The organism is Actinomyces sp. oral taxon 175 str. F0384 (assembly GCF_000223355.1).
Lineage (GTDB): Bacteria > Actinomycetota > Actinomycetes > Actinomycetales > Actinomycetaceae > Actinomyces > Actinomyces oris.
Window position 1 is genome coordinate 930,835 of the sequence record NZ_AFUR01000001.1, and the last position, 17,953, is coordinate 948,787.

16 protein-coding genes, 2 tRNA genes and 1 pseudogene are annotated in these 17,953 nt (G+C 65.7%); 15 read left to right on the forward strand and 4 right to left on the reverse strand.

From position 1 onward, the window contains the following. Positions 1–74 precede the first annotated feature (74 nt). Complete coding sequence (locus tag HMPREF9058_RS03890; RefSeq protein WP_009405609.1) at positions 75–851, reverse strand: DeoR/GlpR family DNA-binding transcription regulator; 777 nt, start codon at positions 849–851, stop codon at positions 75–77. 284 nt (positions 852–1,135) lie between these two features. Between HMPREF9058_RS03890 and HMPREF9058_RS03895 the strand changes: the two genes are divergently transcribed. The 7 genes from HMPREF9058_RS03895 (at position 1,136) to HMPREF9058_RS03925 (ending at position 6,167) form a co-directional block, all read left to right on the forward strand. Next, complete coding sequence (locus HMPREF9058_RS03895; protein WP_043537618.1) at positions 1,136–2,221, forward strand: ROK family protein; 1,086 nt, start codon at positions 1,136–1,138, stop codon at positions 2,219–2,221. A gap of 178 nt (positions 2,222–2,399) precedes the next feature. Continuing rightward, positions 2,400–3,083: a nicotinate-nucleotide adenylyltransferase gene (gene nadD, locus HMPREF9058_RS03900; RefSeq protein ID WP_009405885.1), complete on the forward strand. Its 684-nt coding sequence runs from the start codon at positions 2,400–2,402 to the stop codon at positions 3,081–3,083. Continuing rightward, positions 3,073–4,761, forward strand: a complete 1,689-nt coding sequence (locus tag HMPREF9058_RS03905; RefSeq protein ID WP_009405574.1) for a hypothetical protein — start codon at positions 3,073–3,075, stop codon at positions 4,759–4,761. Before nadD ends, HMPREF9058_RS03905 begins: the two co-directional genes overlap by 11 nt. Before the next feature lie 66 nt (positions 4,762–4,827). After that, complete coding sequence (gene rsfS / locus HMPREF9058_RS03910; protein ID WP_004565156.1) at positions 4,828–5,247, forward strand: ribosome silencing factor; 420 nt, start codon at positions 4,828–4,830, stop codon at positions 5,245–5,247. Continuing rightward, positions 5,244–5,885 carry a histidine phosphatase family protein gene (locus tag HMPREF9058_RS03915; RefSeq protein WP_009406167.1) on the forward strand — a complete coding sequence of 214 codons (642 nt, stop codon included), beginning with the start codon at positions 5,244–5,246 and terminating at the stop codon, positions 5,883–5,885. The genes rsfS and HMPREF9058_RS03915 overlap by 4 nt, the downstream gene beginning before the upstream one ends. A gap of 93 nt (positions 5,886–5,978) precedes the next feature. Then, positions 5,979–6,051 (forward strand) — tRNA-Ala (locus HMPREF9058_RS03920). A 40-nt stretch (positions 6,052–6,091) separates the two neighbouring features. Beyond that, a tRNA-Ala gene (locus HMPREF9058_RS03925) sits at positions 6,092–6,167 on the forward strand. Positions 6,168–6,280: 113 nt separating this feature from the next. Here HMPREF9058_RS03925 and HMPREF9058_RS12765 read toward each other — a convergent pair. Continuing rightward, positions 6,281–6,582 (reverse strand): annotated as a pseudogene (locus tag HMPREF9058_RS12765) (transposase); the annotation flags it as partial. Positions 6,583–6,928: 346 nt separating this feature from the next. Between HMPREF9058_RS12765 and HMPREF9058_RS03940 the strand changes: the two are divergent. From HMPREF9058_RS03940 to HMPREF9058_RS03960, 5 genes are all read left to right on the forward strand, one after another. Continuing rightward, positions 6,929–7,585, forward strand: a complete 657-nt coding sequence (locus HMPREF9058_RS03940) for a hypothetical protein (RefSeq protein WP_139018934.1) — start codon at positions 6,929–6,931, stop codon at positions 7,583–7,585. Positions 7,586–7,954: 369 nt separating this feature from the next. Then, on the forward strand, positions 7,955–10,015 hold the full coding sequence (locus tag HMPREF9058_RS03945; RefSeq protein ID WP_139018935.1) for an ATP-binding protein: 2,061 nt from the start codon (positions 7,955–7,957) through the stop codon (positions 10,013–10,015). Beyond that, the gene (locus HMPREF9058_RS03950) at positions 10,012–11,343 is read left to right on the forward strand and encodes a DNA cytosine methyltransferase (protein ID WP_009406331.1); all 1,332 of its coding nucleotides are present in this window, start codon (positions 10,012–10,014) and stop codon (positions 11,341–11,343) included. The genes HMPREF9058_RS03945 and HMPREF9058_RS03950 overlap by 4 nt, the downstream gene beginning before the upstream one ends. 394 nt (positions 11,344–11,737) lie before the next feature. Continuing rightward, positions 11,738–11,878 carry a hypothetical protein gene (locus HMPREF9058_RS13585; RefSeq protein WP_175284667.1) on the forward strand — a complete coding sequence of 47 codons (141 nt, stop codon included), beginning with the start codon at positions 11,738–11,740 and terminating at the stop codon, positions 11,876–11,878. 727 nt (positions 11,879–12,605) lie between these two features. Then, positions 12,606–13,493 carry a hypothetical protein gene (locus HMPREF9058_RS03960; RefSeq protein ID WP_009747549.1) on the forward strand — a complete coding sequence of 296 codons (888 nt, stop codon included), beginning with the start codon at positions 12,606–12,608 and terminating at the stop codon, positions 13,491–13,493. A gap of 117 nt (positions 13,494–13,610) precedes the next feature. On the opposite strand, the gene HMPREF9058_RS03965 is transcribed toward HMPREF9058_RS03960, so the two are convergent. Further along, positions 13,611–13,889: a DUF1540 domain-containing protein gene (locus HMPREF9058_RS03965; protein WP_004565152.1), complete on the reverse strand. Its 279-nt coding sequence runs from the start codon at positions 13,887–13,889 to the stop codon at positions 13,611–13,613. A gap of 373 nt (positions 13,890–14,262) precedes the next feature. Next, entirely contained in the window at positions 14,263–14,985 is a 723-nt protein-coding gene (gene deoD, locus HMPREF9058_RS03970) for a purine-nucleoside phosphorylase (protein WP_009747440.1), read from the reverse strand. 227 nt (positions 14,986–15,212) lie between these two features. On the opposite strand from deoD, the gene HMPREF9058_RS03975 reads away from it, so the two are divergent. From HMPREF9058_RS03975 to HMPREF9058_RS03980, 3 genes are all read left to right on the forward strand, one after another. Continuing rightward, a complete protein-coding gene (locus HMPREF9058_RS03975) occupies positions 15,213–16,793 on the forward strand; it encodes a sodium-dependent transporter (RefSeq protein WP_009406093.1) in 1,581 nt (526 codons plus the stop codon). 1 nt (position 16,794) lies between these two features. Then, positions 16,795–16,968, forward strand: coding sequence for a methionine/alanine import family NSS transporter small subunit (locus HMPREF9058_RS12980; RefSeq protein WP_004565149.1), 174 nt, complete (start codon positions 16,795–16,797; stop codon positions 16,966–16,968). A gap of 127 nt (positions 16,969–17,095) precedes the next feature. Beyond that, the gene (locus HMPREF9058_RS03980) at positions 17,096–17,953 is read left to right on the forward strand and encodes an HAD hydrolase family protein (RefSeq protein ID WP_009406224.1); all 858 of its coding nucleotides are present in this window, start codon (positions 17,096–17,098) and stop codon (positions 17,951–17,953) included.

The window sequence follows — 17,953 nt, forward strand, 5'->3', positions numbered from 1 at the left end:
CTGAAACGATCCTGACCGGCCAGAAGAAGATGACGATTAGGGGCGGATGAGAAAGCTCTCAGGTTTGTCGGATGCTAGACCAGTTGCACCTGGACTCCGGCTCGCCGCAGGGCCTCGACCTGGTCGGCGCAGGCGCCGTCGTCGGTGATGACCGTGTCGATCCCGGAGGTGGGGCAGATGAGGGCGAAGGCCGTCCTGCCGAGCTTGGAGCTGTCACACACGATGACGACGTGCTCGGCGGCCTCGACCAGTGCGGCGTTGATGGCCGCCTCCCCGTCGTGCTGGGCGTAGGCGCCTCGCTCATCGAGGCCCTCGACTCCCAGGAAGAGCGTGCCCACACTGATCGAGGGAAGGATGAGAGAGGCCAGAGGACCGGTGAGCTCGAAGGACCGGGCTCGTGCGATCCCCCCGGTGACGACGACGCGCACGCACTGGCGCACGGCCATCTCGTTGGCGATGTTGACGGCATTGGTGACCAGGGTGACCGGCACCTCCGGATCGGTCAGCGCCGGCAGGAGCGCGATCTCGCGCGCCACCTCAGTGGTCGTGGTGCCGCCGTTGAGACCGATGGAGTCACCCGGGTGCACCAGAGCGGCCGCCGCCTTGGCGATACGGGTCTTCTCATCGGCCATCTTGGAGGTGCGGTAGCGCAGAGGGGGCTCGGTGGAGGTGGGGTTGGCGATGGCTCCGCCACGGGTGCGGCTGACCAGCTGCTGGTCAGCCAGGTGGTCGAGGTCGCGTCGCGCGGTGGCCGCTGAGACCCCCAGCCGCGTGATGATGTCGTCGATATGGACGCTGCCCTCGTCCATGACGATGTCGAGGATGGCCGAATGGCGATCATGCCGAGACATCTCGATCCTCCTGGGGGTCAAAGGGGGTGGTGCGGGACGGAGAGGGGATGGGCTGGGAGGGGATGTACGGTTGATTTGTGCATCAACCACTTGCCGTATTCTAGTGACCGTGCGGCAGGTAGTCGGTGTACCGACGTCAGCATAGTTCAGGGATGTCCCCAGTTGCCTCCTGAGGGCGACACATCGCGATGTAAACCTTGCTACTGTCGTCGACATCAATCACGTCATTGTGTGGAGTGGTGGCCCCGTGGGCTCGCCATCCCGCCTCCGAGAACAGAGAAGATATGGGTTGTCCCGCTGACCTTGCCGAGCCCCTCCGCCGTGGGGAGGACGTCGTCGCCATAGGGGTCGATGTCAGTGCCGACGCCGTTTCCGCGGTTGTCGCTGATGGCCGGGGGAGTGTCATCTCCTCCGTGGAGCGGCCGGTTCCCAGGCAGTGCCGCGCAGACGCCGACCGGCTGGCCCAGGAGATCGGGAGCGCGATCCAGTCCTTGTGCGCGGGCCTCGCCGATGACCTCAGTGGTGAGGTGTCCGGGGCAGCGGCCCTCGTCGTCGGGGTCAGTGTGCCCGGTGTCGTCGATGAGGACGAGGGGCGTGTGCGCCGCAGCGAGACTCTTGGGTTGCAGGACGCCCCGTTGGCGAGTCTGGTGAGACGGTCGCTGTCGTCTCAGGCCTCCGGGTCACCCGGACTCTCCGGAGGCCTTGAGGTGAGGCTCTATCAGGATGCCGGTTGCGGTGCCTGGGCCGAGAGCCAGTGGGGTGTGGCCGGGAGGAACTGCCTCTATCTGGCGGTCGGTGAGCGGATCTCATCCGCCGTCCTGCTGGGCGGAGCCCCGGTGCTCGGTGAGGGCTGGGCCGGTCAGGTCGGTCGGATCCTGGTTCCCGATCCGGACTGGAGCGGGGAGCGGGCCCGCCTGGAGGATGTCGCCTCCGTGTGCGCAATGGTCAGGCGGCACACCGCGGGCATGCTCGATGACTCTGCCGGCTCCCTCGGCTCCGGCTCCGCCGCGCCGGAGCCGGGCGGCTGCGACGACGCTTCCGATGAGTCATTCGCCCAGTGCGCCACGGGGCTGGAGTCCCTCCTGGGCGCGATCGCCTCGGGGGACCGGGAGGCGCGCCGTGTCTGGGACACCGGCCTGGACTGCCTGGCTGAGCTCATCGCTCAGGGTGTGGGCCTGCTCGGCCCCCTCGACGTCGTCGTCAACTCCGAGCTGATGCGGGCGGACGAGGCTGCATTCCTGGAGCCTCTGCGAGGCCGGGTGGCGGATCTCGTGGGCGACCTGCCGGCGCCGCGGCTGGTGGCGGCCCGGCTCGGGGCGACCGCTCCGGCGCTGGGGGCGGCGGGGCGCGCACTGGCCGACTGGAAGTAGCCTGACAGCAGCCCGAATGCCGCCTCGCGTCTCTGCGCCCTTGGCTGATAACTCGCTTATGGCGTTGCGGAGACCCACAATGGGGGCAGGCCGTGGCAGTATGTTCGCCAACTGCAGTTGTCCAAGCCGGTTGAGGAGAACCAAACGTGTCCCCCAGGAGAGAAGCGAGGCGCAGCGCGTGACCCTGTCTGCTCGTCCGCTTCGCATCGGCATCATGGGTGGAACCTTTGATCCGATCCACCATGGGCACCTGGTCGCAGCCAGTGAGGTGCAGAACGTCTTCGCTCTCGACGAGGTCATCTTCGTGCCCACCTGGGCCCAGCCCTTCAAGAAGGAGCGCAAGGTCTCCCCGGCTGAGCACCGGTACCTCATGACGGTGATCGCCACGGCCTCAAACCCGAGGTTCACGGTCTCCCGGGTCGATATCGACCGGGGTGGGACGACTTACACGATCGACACCCTTCATGACATCGCGGCCGAGTACCCGGGCGCGGAGCTGTACTTCATCACTGGAGCCGACGCGCTGGCGCAGATCCTCACTTGGAAGGACAGTGAGGAGATCTTCGACCTGGCTCATCTGGTGGGCGTGACGCGTCCCGGGCACGTCCTCAGTGACTCCGGGGTTCCCCGTGACCGGATCTCGCTGGTCGAGGTGCCGGCCATGGCGATCTCGTCGACTGACTGCCGCCAGCGGGTCGGGGAGGGGTCTCCGGTGTGGTACCTGGTCCCTGACGGTGTCGTGCAGTACATACGCAAGTACGGGCTCTATCGTATGGCCTTGCGGCCGGCGTCGGCGACGTCGATGACGGCGAGAGTGGCCCGCGAGCAGTCCCTGAGGAAGGAGAACGACGGTGAGCACTGAGCAGACCGGCGTCAATGCCCCCACGTCCGAGGAGCCGACGCCAGATGAGCACGCTCCACGCGGTAGTCGTCGTGCGATCCGGCAGGCGGAGCGCGCCGCGGAGCGCGAGGCGATCCTGACCGGTCAGCAGCCGCTCCTGACCCGGCGTGAGATGCGGCGTCTGCGTGAGGAGGCCAAGGCGCTCAGGGCTGCCGTCGAGGCGGGCGAGATCACCCCTGAGCAGGCTCAGGCGCTCCAGGATCCTCTTGCTGATCCTGCGTCGGTCACCTCCCGTTCCTCCGCCACCTCCGGTGACGAGGCCGAGTCCGGGCCGGGGGAGCCGGCCGAGCCCACCGCCCTGGACGGGGGTGACTATCTCGAGCAGGGCGGGCAGAACCCGCCCCTGAGCATGTCCGTCCCCGAGGGGTCGGCCGCCTCTGCTCCGAGCTGGCGCTCGCTGTCGGCGGCCGAGGCCGTGGCGATCTCCGAGATCGAGACGGGCCTGATGGAGGCCGTCGACCTGCCGGTGGCCACCCTTGACTACGACGCTCACTGGGCCGCGAACGCCAGCTCCGAGCCGGCGCCGGTCCCCACCCGCTTCTCACTCAAGGACCGTCTTGAAGGTGGCTCCGTCTCCGAGGCGGACGAACCGGAGAGCCCACAGGACAATGAGTCTCAGGGCGCCGTCGAGGTGAGCGGTGACGCTGAGACCGAGGAGCCCGCCACCAGCCCCTACGACTACCGGGAGGGTCTCGAGCCGCTGGCCCAGGACGACGGGGGCGCCTCCTCACAGTCCTCCTCGGCGGTCGAGGCCGTGAGCGCCGCCTCCGCTGTTCCCGCCGTCTCCGCAACCGCCCCCGGCGCGGCCGACGTCGCCGCCTACGGGCAGGCTGGTGCCACGCGGAGCGCCGAGCCCTCCCGCAGCGGGGTCAGCGCCGGCTCGGCGTCCTCCGCCGGCTCGGTGCGCCGACCCATCGTGCGGATTCCGGCTGCTGCTCAGGGTGTGCGCACCGTGAACGCCTCCACGGGAGAGCTCAGCTCGGTCCAGCCCGTGGACAGCTCGCCGTCCGCCCAGGAGGCCGCCGACGTGCAGGATGTCTACGGCGCTCCCTCCATCGAGGAGCCGATGGTGCAGGACGACGCCGAGGTCGAGGTCGACATTGAGGCGCAGACCATGGTGGTGTCGACGTCGGCACCCTCGACTCAGGGGGCACAGGACTCCGAGTTCGGTGCGCCCGGGGCCCCGCAGTGGAGGTCGCTGCATCAGCCCCCGCAGGCAGGTAGCTTCCAGGAGGCGATCGTCGACGGGACGGCAGAGACCGCAGCCGTCTCCGGCGAGGCCGTCAGCCCGTACGCCTTCTACAGCGACGAGGTCGAGAACGGCAATGGTCCGATGGGGGCCTCCGAGTGGGACTCCGTGGCGGCCCCGGCTGCCGAGGTCCCTGAGGAGCCTTACCTGGCTCCCGTCAACGAGGTGACCGGAAGGGTTCCCACCCCGGATCACGTCCTGCCGATGGAGCAGCCCGGCGCCTCCTCGCGCACCGGCAAGATCCTCATGGCAGCGCTCATCATCGTCCTGCTGCTGATTATCATCGCTGTTGTCCTGGCACTGCTGATCTCCAACGGCAAGCTCGGCGGTGGTACGAGCGCCATGGCGGCCGGCGTCGGTGCGGGGGAGTGGATCCGTCAGCTCGTTTGACGGAGGTGGGCACGGTACAGTCGCCGCTGCCGCATGATGTCCGACTGACCCTCCCGAAGGAGATCCGTGTCCGCCACTGAACACGCCACCGGCCTGGCGATCGCTGCCGCTCGCGCGGCGGCCGATAAGAAGGCTGAGCACCTCGCCGCCATCGACGTCTCCGAGCGACTGGGACTCACCGACGTCTTCCTGCTGGCCTCCGGGGCGAACGACCGCCACGTCCACGCCATCGTCGATGCAGTCGATGAGGCCATGCACCGAGCCGGGGCCAAGCGCCGTACCCGGGAGGGCTTCGCCGACGCCCACTGGGTCCTGGTGGACTACGGCGACGTCGTCGTTCACGTCCTGCAGAACGAGGACCGGGAGTTCTACTCGCTCGAACGCCTGTGGAAGGACTGCCCCGCCATCGAGCTGCCGGCGGACCTGGCACATGAGGGCAGCCAGGACGGTGATTCCCTCGGCGGTCGGGAGACCACCGCGTCATGACGGATCTCATTCTGTGGCGCCACGGTCAGACCGACTACAACAGTCAAGGGCGTATTCAGGGCCGGGTTGACGTCCCTCTTAATGAGACCGGTCGTGACCAGGCTCGGCGTGCCGCCGAGGACATCGCGGCCCTGGGGCCCACTCGCATCGTCTCCTCCCCGCTGATTCGGGCGCGGGACACGGCCGAGGCGCTGGCGTCGCTGACCGGACTGAGCGTCGAGATCGATGAGGGTCTGGCGGAGAAGTCCTTCGGGGACTGGGAGGGCCTCAAGGCCGCTGACATCAAGGAGCAGTGGCCGGAGCACTACGCCACCTGGCGGGCCGGGGGAGACCTCCCTCAGTTCCGGATCGAGGGGCGCCGCCAAACCGCCGAGAGAGTGGGGGAGGCGCTCAAGGCCATCGTCGCAGGTTCCCAGAAGGACGACGTCATCGTGGCCGTCTCCCACGGAGCGGCTACCAACCTGGGGGCCACCTACCTGCTGGGGATGGACGCCCAGCAGTGGTTCGGCCTGCGTGGCATGAGCAACTGCTGCTACGCGCTTCTGCGGACCAACAAACGGCCTCCGGGCTGGGCGGTGGTGGCGTGGAATGCCGGACCACCGGTGGACTCCAGTCCGCTGGGCAGAATCCTGGGCTGAGCAGGTGAGGTAGCGCACGTGGTGCGGATTTGCCCTGACGGGTCCGAACTTCATACAGTTATCCGCGTCGCCGCACGCGAGCGACGCCCGAACGGGGCTATGGCGCAGTTGGTAGCGCGCTTCCATGGCATGGAAGAGGTCGGGGGTTCGAATCCCCCTAGCTCCACGATCCCCTCGGAGTGAACTCCGGGTGGGACACCCGTCACGGGGCTATGGCGCAGTTGGTAGCGCGCTTCCATGGCATGGAAGAGGTCGGGGGTTCGAATCCCCCTAGCTCCACCACGCGCACAAGGCTCGAACCCTTGCCCTCTTTGATGGTTTCGGTTCGGGCCTTGTTTTTGTCTTGGGTCCAGGTGATGGCGTTGGCATTGATCGCGGGGACTCTGGGCGGTGTGTCAAGCGGCTGTGGGTAGTGTCGTGGCTGGTTGTGGGTCGTAGAGTGTGCCGTTGCGGATCATGGCGTGCAGGGTCAGGATGCGGCGGTGGGCCAGGGCGAGGACGGCCTGGCCCGAGGCGGTTTGCCTTGGTCGTGTTTGCGCTGGTAGTAGGCCTGGGAGACGGGGTCGGAGCGCAGTAAGGCGAAGGCGGACAGGAACATGGCGCGCTTGAGTCTCTTGTTGCCGCCGTGGGAGACGTGCTCACCACGGATCGATGAGCCGGAGCGACATGTGACGGGAGTGAGCCCGGGGCTTGACGCGCCCGAGCGGGTAGAAGTGCATCGGTTCACCAACGAGTGGGAGAAGACCGTCTCCCTCGCCCTGCGGCACGTTCACATCAGGGTGATCGACACATGCCTCGACCATGACTGCCTCCGAGAGGGCGACGAGGACGCGTTGACCGATGCCGCATTCATCGCATGCGTACGGGCCGGAGTCATCATGGCTTGGCGTCGGTGGTGATCTCTGAAACCCGCGATTACGTGACAGCGCTCAACCAGCGCGCCTTTGCTGATCTCATCCGCGACTGCATCTTGACACCAGGCCGGGAGGTCGAACTTACGGACGGAACCAGAGCGGAGGTCGGGGACATGGTCACCACCCGTCGTGACGATCGACGACTGCGTGACGGCGAGGACTGGGTGCGCAACGGTAACACCTGGACCATCACAGGTGTCCGCAACCGACGACTCAGTCATCGTCCGTCCGACTGGAAGCCGGTTTGGAGGTGCCATCGGGTTTCCTGCCGGCTACGTAGCCGAGTATGTTGATACGAGTTACGCGGTCACGGCGCATAGGGTGCAAGAGGTCACGGTCGATACCACGCACGTGCCGGTGGAACCGACCACGACAAGCGAGAACTTCTACGTCGCGATGACCCACGGTAAGCACTCCAACAACGCCTACGTGGTCCTCGATCGGGTCGACGAGCAAGCCGAACCGCATCTGGGCGACAATCACGACATCACCACACGCTCTGTGCTCTACGGGGCTCTGCAGCACGCAGAGGCTGAGATGTCTGTACACGAGACCGTCACTGCCGAGCAGGAGCATCGGGGTTCGAACGCCCAACTCGCCGCCGAGTACGAGGCGATTCCCGCCGCTGCCCAACGAGACCGCTGGGCCATGCTCATCCGCTACTCCGGCTTGACCGCTGACCAGGTCGACGCAGCGATCGAGTCCGAGGCGTCCGGTGCGCTGAGCACCAGCTCCGCCGGGCAGAAGCCAACAACTACGACCTCGACCGACTCCTTCCGCGTCTAGTTGTTGTGGGTTCGATGATGCTGATGACATCGCCTCCGTCCTGCATCACAGGCTTGCGCGGGCCACCGCCCGGCCGGCCGGGTCGGTCCGCATCCGTAAGACGCTACGGTTGATCGCCGGACTCGTTCCCGAGGCCGCCGGGACCATGAGCCCCGAGGTGCGGCAGACGCTCGCCGAGCGAGGGCGGCTGCCGACCGAGCAAACTGCCTCGAATGGACATCCGAACAGGTGCAGGAACGTCCCGCTCGACATCCGCTCGTCAGTTCTGAACGCCGTCTACAGCGCCTGTAGTGGGAGTGCTCCGGGGTTGAGCACGCCCATCGGCGCGCCGACGGAGGCAAGGGCGCCAGTCTGGGCTATTCTTAACTCATGAGTGAGAGTGCGGCTGTTGTGGCCCCTGAGCAGGCTGACAATGATGGCTACGAGCTTAAAATCTCTCGCCTTACCATCGACAAGCTCGGTGTGAAGCTGTACGACCGGGTGAGCGCGGTCGTCGCCGAGTTGGTTGCCAACAGTTACGACGCAGATGCCACCGAGGTCAGCGTCGAGCTCCCACTTGCCACGCTGCTCAGTGTCCAAGACCCGGCCCTACCGGAGTGGACAGTGACTGTCACCGACAACGGGCACGGTCTCACTCCCGATGAGGCGCGTGCCTACTACCTACGGGTGGGTGCAGATCGTCGAAAGTCTGGAGGGGCTGGTGCGCGCAGCCGCAGGCTTAACCGCCCAGTAATGGGCCGGAAGGGCATCGGAAAGTTGGCTCCATTCGGCATATGCAAGCAAATTGAAGTCATCTCGTCGGGTGGTGACAAGACAGCTTCAGGTCATCTAACGAGTCACTTCCTCATGGACTTCGACAAAATCATTGGCGAGGACAGCGACATCCCGGCGCAGCTCGACAAGGGTGCTTTCGACGGCACCTATCAGCCCGATTCCGGCACAAAGGTTATACTGACCGGCTTCCTCCCCAAGAGGGTTCCTAGCGCCGAGGTTTTCATGCGGCAGCTTGAGCGTCGATTTGCCCTGGCCGCCACCGACTTTGACGTGATCGTGCGAGACTCGCGCAGGCCCGCAGAGCCGCCGCTCACGATGCAGAAGTTCCAGATTGATGTCGTGGAAGCGACCCGCATCGACCTCAGCACCAGGCCCGTGCCTGTCGGAAATGGCACGCTCCTACAGGTTTCAGGATGGGTAGCAATGGCGACCGAGTCGTACCGTAACGAGGAGATGGCCGGCGTGCGCATCTACGCGCGCGGCAAGATCGTCGCGACCACACGAGACTTCGAGCAGCGTGCCGGCTTCACCGGCGAGTTCGCGACTCGCTCATACATGGTCGGAGAGGTGCATGCGGACTGGCTCGATGACGACGATGACGACGACCTTGTCAGAACGGACCGACAGTCCATTCTGTGGGAGTCTGAAAAGGGCTCCGCGTTGCGGACATGGGGCGCCGACATCGTCCGCGAAATCGGCCGCCTGGGCCGCCAGCCAAGACGCGAGAAGGTCAAGAAGCGCTTCCGCGAGGTTGCGGACCTCGAACGTCGTGCGCGCGAACGCTTCTTGGACGAGTCCGTCATTAAGGTCGCGCTAAGCATCGGCGACAGCATCGGCGGGTTCGCAGCCGAGGACGAACTCACCGACACCGAATATGTAGAAGGGCTCGCGCAGGTCATCCTCTCAGTCGCTCCCCACCAGGCGCTTGTCACCGCGTTTCAGGACTTCGAACGCACTCGCACCGGCGGACAAGAGCCGACGCTCGAAGAGCTTGTAGACCTATTCGGCAAGACCCGCGTTGCCGAGGCAGCCTCCTACGCTCAGATCGCCAGCGAGCGAGTGCGCGTGCTCGATCAACTCGACAACATCATCTTCGACACCGCCCGCGACGAGGCCGCGCTGCAGCGAATTATCACCGAAGCGCCCTGGCTTATCCAACCCGACTGGACGGTCATCACTGCGAACCAGAGCCTAAAGACCTTCAAGACCTCGTTCGAAAACTACCTCCAGCGCGAACATGGCATCGAGGCCAAGCTCGTGATCGAGTACGAGAAGAAGCGACCTGACTTCACACTCGTGGCAGTTGGTGGCATGCTCCACTTCGTCGAAATCAAGGCATCCGGCCACGCCCTGGATGATGAGGACTTCATCCGGCTCTTCAGATACGTAGTCGCACTTCGCAATTTCTTCGAGAGCAACCCGGACATGGCAGCGGAGTTTCCACGGAAGTGGCGGATCGACCTCGTCGTGGACTCCGTTGCGATCAAGGATCCGATAAATCGGGAGGCGTACAATAAGGTCGTCTTTGCTAATGAGGTATTCCAACTCTCGTGGGATGATTTCCGCAATCGTGCTCGCCGAACCAATGAGGCATTCCTGCAGGCGCGAGACGACGCAGCCGACGCCGCCAAAGCGATCCAAGGGAGCGGATCGTGAAAGCTCTGAGCCTGTTCTCCAATTGTGGGGCGGGTGATGTCGGCTACAAGAAGGCCGGCTTTGAGTTCAAAGTCATGGCTGAACTCAACCCCAATCGACTCTCGGTGGCACTCGCCAACCACCCGACGGCAGTCGGTGTGCCTGGAGACCTCCGGAAGACCTGGACGACCGTGATCGATAGGTGGAGAGCGTCCGAGGGGGTGAAGCGGCCAGACCTTCTCGCTGCCTGCCCACCCTGTCAGGGGATGAGCAGCGCCCGCGGTGGCCTCGGCAGCCATGACGACCACACGGCGGGCGGCCGTGATCCGCGCAATCTCCTGGTCACCGTGATCGAGGCAGTCGCCCGAGAGCTCAAGCCGCGGGCGATCGTCGTGGAGAATGTGCCGGCCTTTCTCACCCGGGTAGTTCCCCACCCCGCAAGCGGTGGCCCGATCAGTGCGGCGCTGCTTCTCATCGAGGCTTTGTCCGACGACTACGACGTCTTCTCAATGATCGCCGACCTAGCTGATTGGGGCGTGCCACAGACGCGTAAGCGATCCTTCCTTACCCTGATCCGTAAGGATGACAAGCGCCTCGCTCGGCACGAAGAGTTCTCGCCGTTTCCCGTTCCCACGCACGCGAGCGATTGGGGCGGTAAGCAGGTGACGATCACTGAGTCGCTTCAAGAGCTTTCAGCCGCTGCCCTCGACGCGTCCGACGCTCAGAAGGCCGCTGACCCGGCCAACCCCATGCACTCCGTTCCGGTCTGGGACGATCGCCAGTACCGTATGGTCGCGGCGATTCCACCAAACTCGGGGAAGGGGGCATGGGCCAACCAGCAGTGCTCCTCCTGTTCCGCAACCACGCAAGACCCCGACGCAGCGCTTTGCTCGGCATGCAATGCACCATTGCTACGGCCGGTCGTCAAAGACAAGGACTCCTGGCGGCTCGTCAAGGGATTCCGCACCAGTAGTTACACGCGGATGAAAGTCGATGCTCCTGCATCGACGGTCACGACTGCAAGCGGCCACGTCGGAAGCGACAAGACGATCCACCCTTGGGAGAACCGGGTTCTGAGCCCCTACGAGTGTGCCCACATCCAGACGCTCCCCACCGACTTCAAATGGGGGGATGCTCTGAAACGGTGGGGGCACACTAACCTGCGTGAAATGATTGGCGAAGCCGTGCCGCCGCGATTCACTGAGATGCATGGGCAGGCCATCCGCGCCTTCATAGATGAAGTTCCGGATGTACCGCTGCTCCCAGCCGCTGATGCGAGGTTGGTGAAGGCTCGCGAGCATCTCGACCGGGCCCGAGCCAAGGCATACAGACGGCCCATGGATGTCTGAGTCGCCGGCTTAGCCCCGGTGTAAGGTTCGAGCATGGGCGTAGGGTCGTGGGCATCGAGCCCCGCGGCTCTCAAAGTCATACAGACGAACCGCAGCGGAGACACCGGCATCGAGTGGGCTGTGCGTCGCATCGCTCACTCGCGCGGCATGCGCTGCGGAACCGTCAGCGAGATACTTTGAGACCAGTGCGCTTCTCAGCCAGTGCGGGTGGACGGTCCTCCGGTTCTGGGAGCATGAGAATCCGTCGGCGGTAGCCGATGGGAGTGAGGCGATCATGCGAGGCCCCGCTGCGTGACATTGATCGATGGACTCATGGCCCACGACACCCGCGTCGGTCGGTGCCTCGCCCAATCAACAGCACGCATGTAGCGACTACCTCGTGGGCTAAGAGGTCGTGAGCGAGTTCCACGATGTCGGTACGACGCGGTCGGGATTCGACCAGCTCCTCATCACGATCAGCGACCGCGAAGCATCCGCGGTCGCTAAGTTCGACCGCCTCGGCCTCGGCTTCTGTGCATTCGCGGAGGTTAGGTGACATTGGACTACATCGGCGTGCCCCTGTACGTCGTCGGACAGGGTTTAGGGAGCCTTCCCACGCCGAGTACTGGGCCGAGCGCACTGAGGGTGATATCACCCACTAATCCGATGGCGGTCGGCGCGGGGGCAAATCTCAACACACTCCGCGGCCACAACCCTTTTTGCTGCCCTCCCTGGCTGACTCCACAGTGCAGGCTGAACTCCATCAGCGTCAAACCCTTATCGTAGAGCCGCGCGGCCTCAGGCACCTGATCCTCGGTGAGCCCCTGGCTACGCATCGGCACCGAGCGGCGAACAAGATGCGCGGCCGTCGTGCGGCGGTGCACGCTGAACCGTTCGCCCAAATCCGCCACGGTCGCGCCCACCTCGGGTGGTCTCTTTGTATGGTGGCAGTTCCTGCGGGGCTTTTCTGGTAGGTGTAGTTGCCTGAGAACTCAGAGGGTGCCCCTATGTGGTGTGTCAAGCGGCTGCGTGCAGGCGTGTTGATGGCTGTGGGTCGTATAGTGAATCGCCCTGGGGTTGATGGGGGCAGTGATCCTTCCTGTCATCACTGCCTCTACCAAACCGGAATGATTCATCGTCCCGGGCTGGCTCGCTGAGACACGCTCCACGTGCGGGTTTCAGCAAGGAACTGGCCCCTCGGGCACTCTGAGGGTAGCCTCACCTTCAGATGTTGCCCGGAGCACCCGCCCCCACGTGCGGCAACACGGTAGGAAGGTAAGCGTGTGACGTCCGTTCAGGTTCCCGACATCATGCAGCGTGCCCGGCGCACGGCCCGGCGTCTTCTGGCCGGCAGTGGGAGCGCCGCGGTAACGGCCTACCGCATCGACCCCTCCGCGCCGGCCGCCTTCGTCGCTCATGCCTTGCGGGCCGATGGTCGGATCCTCGTTGCCGCATGTCCTCCCCAGGGGACCCCGTTGGCCATCGCGCCCGACGACGTCGCCGTCGACATCCGACTCGATATCACTCTCGACGCCGCCGAGCCCGGTGTGCGTATCACGGCTGCCACCGCTCACCTGCTGGGGAGCCTGACCTGGGTCGAGGGCGAGGACCGCGCCCTGCTGCTGGCCTCCTCTCGGGCTTCTGCCTGCCACTGCGCCATCGTCGGGGAGGATCCGCTCGAGCGGGTCCGGGAGATCGCCGCGGGTCCCGGCGGCCGGCTGGGCGTCATCACCTGTGAACGGGTCATGCTTCACTGCGTCTCCGGGGTCTCCAGCCACGACATCGAGGAGATCCTCGATATCGACTCGGCCGATGCCGCTGCGGCGCCCTCAGCCTCCTGGAGCCCTCAGGAGATCATGGACGCTCACGAGGCGGTCAGTGCCGTCGGTCAGCTCGGTCTGCGGGCTGTGTGCGAGGCCGTGCGTGAGGGACAGATGCCCGGATGGATCTGCTCCTCCCGCCCCGCCGTCGGGGTGTGCCCGACGCTGTGGGACAGGACCCTGTGCGTCGACGTCGATGCTCACGGGGTGACCCTCATGTCCATCACCGGTGAGGAGGTCACCACACTCGTGGTCTCCTTCGGGCAGGCACTGGCCGACGCCGGCGAGGTGGGGCCGGCCCTGGAGAAGCTGGCCTCTCACGCTCTGCCGCAGCGCCTGACCCGGCCCTGAGGCCGTCAGCTCAGCCGCGGCTACGACCAGCTGGCCGCGAATACCGAAACGGGGGATACCACCATGTGGTGGCATCCCCCGTTGGCCCCCAGCCGCTCGAGCTGGAGAGCCTTCCGGTCAGCGGACCTCGTAGGTCGTGCAGGCGGCGGTGTCGCCCCCGACGGTCACGGCCTCAGCCGTGCACATGAGGTCCTTGTTGTGGACGCACTCGAGACGCTGGCAGGCACCCACGTGGCCCTCTGCCACCGGCAGGCCGCCGCGGGCGTCGAGGCTGATGAAGGTGTCGCAGGCCGGTGCGCCGTTGTCGCCCCCGACGGTGATGGCAAAGGCGGTGCAGCCGCCGTTGTTGAAGGCGCAGGAGGTGGTGGTGCAGGAGGAGATCTTGGTGACGGACATGATGCTTTTCCTTTCGAGCGGATGTGCGCTGCGGACATGAATAACGTAAATCCGCATCCGCTCCCCGGCAACGAAGGACAGCCTGCCCTGCCTCCCGGCATGTCGAAGAACGTTGAAATAACGCCGTTTTAGCGGCCAAGGAGAAGGTGTTCGGGTCCGTTTGCGGCCCTCGGGGAAAGTCGGGGTTGTGTGCCGTCGACTTTCGTTATTCCTCGCAGGTAAGGCAGTCCTGCGCGAGTGCGGTCGAGGACTTTCCGCTGTGTGGAGGGCACTGATGTCAAGGGCGGGGCGAGCTGTGCCCGCCCCGCCTCAGGGGAGTCGCTGTTGCCCGGGTCGCCCGGACAGGCCGGCAAGCCCGAAGGCCGTGCGCCGATCAGCTGTGCGCGGCGGCCACGGCCAGGCGCAGGGAGTCTGTGAAACGTGTCTCGCGCTCGGCGGCGCTCATGTCGCTGGAGTGGTCCAGCAGGTGGTCGGAGACGGTCAGGATCGCCAGCGCCTGCTTGTCGTACTCGGCGGCGACCCCGTAGAGGGCGGCGGCCTCCATCTCCACTCCCAGGACCCCGTAGCTCGCCAACGCCTCGGTCTGCCCCTGGGGGGTGAAGTAGAAGTGGTCCCGTGACATGACGGTGCCCAGGTGGACTGCTCCTCCAGCCTGAGCCCCTTCGAGCTGCGAGGCCTGGTACGCGGCCGAGGCCAGCCGGAAGTCCGCCACGGCGCTGAAGTTGACGCCCGGGATGCGCAGTTGGTTCATGGAGGAGTCCGTGTGGGCGCCGGTGGCCACGATGACGTCGCCGACCTTGACCTTCGGGGACAGGGCGCCGGCAGTGCCCACCCGAATGATCCGCTCCACCCCGAACTGGCTGAACAGCTCGGTGGCATAGATCGTGAAGGAGGGCTGCCCCATCCCTGAGCCCATGACGCTCAGCGGCCTGCCGTTCACGGTCCCGGTGAAGCCCAGCATCCCACGCACGTCAGTGACGAGACGGGCGTCATCCATGAGGAGCTCGGCGATGCGCTGGGCCCGTTTGGGGTCGCCGGGCATGAGGACGGCGGGAGCGAAGTCTCCGGGCTCTGCAGCGATGTGAGGGGTGGCCATGGGGGTCCTATCGGGGTGGTGAATCAGGTGTGAACAGTAGTGTTCAGTGTGGCATGGATCGCGTGAGAAAAGACAGGTGACCACCCTGACGACTGTCCGTATCGTGGACGTCAGACGACACATCGTGGTCGCTCGACTAGCGTCCAACGACAAAAGGGCCTGCGACCAGTCCGCAGGAAGAGGTGGCCCCTGGGCCGCCTCCATTCGTCATATCACGGAAGGTACTCATGTCCTCCAAGACAGGGGAGAGCGAGTCTCTTCAGGCTCCCCCGCGCGAGCAGTGGAGCGGGCAGCTCGGCTTCCTCATCGCCGCCATCGGCTCGGCGATCGGCCTGGGAAACATCTGGCGCTTCCCAGGGGTGGCCTACACCAACGGCGGCGGCGCCTTCATCGTCCCCTACGTCATCGCGCTGCTGGCGGCCGGGCTGCCGATCCTCTTCCTCGACTACGCCCTGGGGCATCGCTTCCGGGGCTCGCCACCGGCGGTCTTCCGGCGCCTGTCCACCAGGCTCGAGTGGCTGGGATGGTTCCAGGTCTTCATCTGCTTCGTCATCATGACCTATTACGCGGTGGTCGTGGCCTGGTCCCTGCGCTACATGTTCTTCTCCGTCAACATCGCCTGGGGCGACGACGCGGCGGGCTTCTTCCAGCACTACATCGGGATGGACCGGCTCGGCTCCGAGGTTGCCTACTCGCCGTCAGTCGTCATGGGCGTGGCCCTGCCGCTGCTGTTCGTATGGGGCTTCGGCCTGGTGGTGACCGCCCTGGGCGTGAGTGGAGGTTTGGAGAAGGCCAACAAGATCTTCCTGCCGCTGCTGGTCATCATGTTCGCCGGCCTCGTGGTGCGCGCCCTCCTGCTCCCGGGCGCGGGGGAGGGGCTCAATGCCCTGTTCACGCCCAAGTGGTCTGCCCTGCTGGACTACCAGGTGTGGATGGCGGCCTTCGGGCAGATCTTCTTCTCCCTGTCCGTGGGCTTCGGCATCATGCTCACCTACGCCTCCTACCTCCAGCGGCGCCGCTCCAACCTGGTGGGAACCGGCCTCGTGGCGGGTTTCGCCAACTCCTCCTTCGAGCTGTTCGCAGGGATCGGCGTCTTTGCGACCCTCGGCTTCATGGCGCACACGCAGCACGTCGGGATCAGCGAGATGAAGATCACCGGGCCCTCCCTGTCCTTCATCACCTTCCCCACCGTCATCTCCCAGATGCCCGGAGGTGCGCTCTTCGGGGTGCTCTTCTTCGCCTCCTTCTCCATGGCGGGGCTGACCTCCTTCATCTCCATCATCCAGGTGGTCGCCGCCGGCGTGGGGGAGAAGCTCGACCTGACTCCGAAGGCGGCCTCCCTCGTCGTCGGCGTCCCGGCCGCCATCCTGTCCTTCGTCCTGTTCGCCACCAGCTCGGGCCTGCCGGACCTCGACGTCGTGGACGCCTTCATCAACAACATCGGCGTGGTCGTCTCGGCCATCATCATGTGCGTGGTGGTCGCCTGGCTGCTGCGGCGCACGAAGCTGCTTCAGGACCACCTCAACGCCGTCTCCGAGTCCCGGATGATCGGCCTGTGGTGGAGGGTCCTCGTTGGCGCCGTCGTCCCCGTCCTGCTGGGGTACATGTTCATTCAGACCCTGTGGACGTACCTGTCCGAAGGATATGAGTCGGAGGCCTACTCCAGCGGCTTCGTCATGGTCTTCGGATGGGGGATGCTGCTGGTGGTTGCCCTGGGCACCGCCGTCATGAGCCTCATCCCCTGGAGGACCCCGGTGGACGAGTTCGAGGCCCTCACGCTGGAGGCCGCTTACCAGGAGGAGGACTGAGATGACCGGAATCGCCGTGCTCATCATGCTGCTCGCCATCGTCATCATCTGGGGCGGTCTGGCGGTCTCCATCACCGCGCTCATCTCGCGCGGACGCCGCGAGGACCGCGACGCCCGGGCCGAGGCCTCGGCGCGGGCCCGCGAGCACATGCTTCACCCCGAGCAGACCGACTGACTGGACCGGTTCGCAGTGCGGTTCACTGAGATCCGCTGACGAGACCGCCTGAGAAGAGAGACTGACTCCACCACCCGTCTGGGGCCCGGTTCGGCCGGTTTCCAGGCGGGTGGGACACAATACGCCTATGACTCAGACTGATGTGAGCCCCCGGGCGCTGCCCCGCCTGGTGGCCTTCGACCTCGACGACACGCTGGCGCCCTCCAAGTCGGCCATGCCACCGGCCATGGCCACAGCGCTCAGGCGGCTGCTCGACGTCGTCCCCGTCTGCATCATCTCCGGTGGGCAGGTGGGGCAGTTCCGCGACCAGGTCCTGGCCCACCTCGACGCCGACGCCGATGAGCTCTCCCGGCTTCACCTCATGCCCACCTGCGGAACGCGCTACTACACCTACGACCCCTCCCGTGCCCAGAGCGATGAGGACGCCTGGACGCTGGTCTACGCCAACGACCTCACCCCTGAGCAGATCCGCACCGGTTTTGAGATCGTCGAGGCCCAGGCGCGACGCCTCGGTCTGTGGGAGGAGCAGACCTGGGGGGCGATCCTGGAGGACCGCGGCAGCCAGATCACCTTCTCCGCACTGGGGCAGGAGGCCCCCCTGGACGCCAAACGCGCGTGGGATCCCACGGGTGAGAAGAAGGCCGCCCTGCGTGACGCCGTCGCCCCGCTCCTTCCGGACCTGGAGGTTCGCTCAGGCGGTTCCACAAGTGTCGACATCACCCTCAAAGGGGTGGACAAGGCCTACGGCATGAAGCGCTTGGCGGAGATGACCGGCATCGCGTTGGAGGAGATGATCTTCGTCGGCGACCGCCTGGACCCGGAGGGCAACGACTACCCCGTCAAGGCCTTGGGCGTTCCCTGCCAGGCCGTGAGCGGCTGGCAGGACACCGTTGCCTACGTCACCTCCCTGGCGCGTCTGATCGCCTCTGACGTGCACGGCGGTGAGGACCCGGCCGCCCAGGTCTCGCTGGGTGCTCGGCTCTGA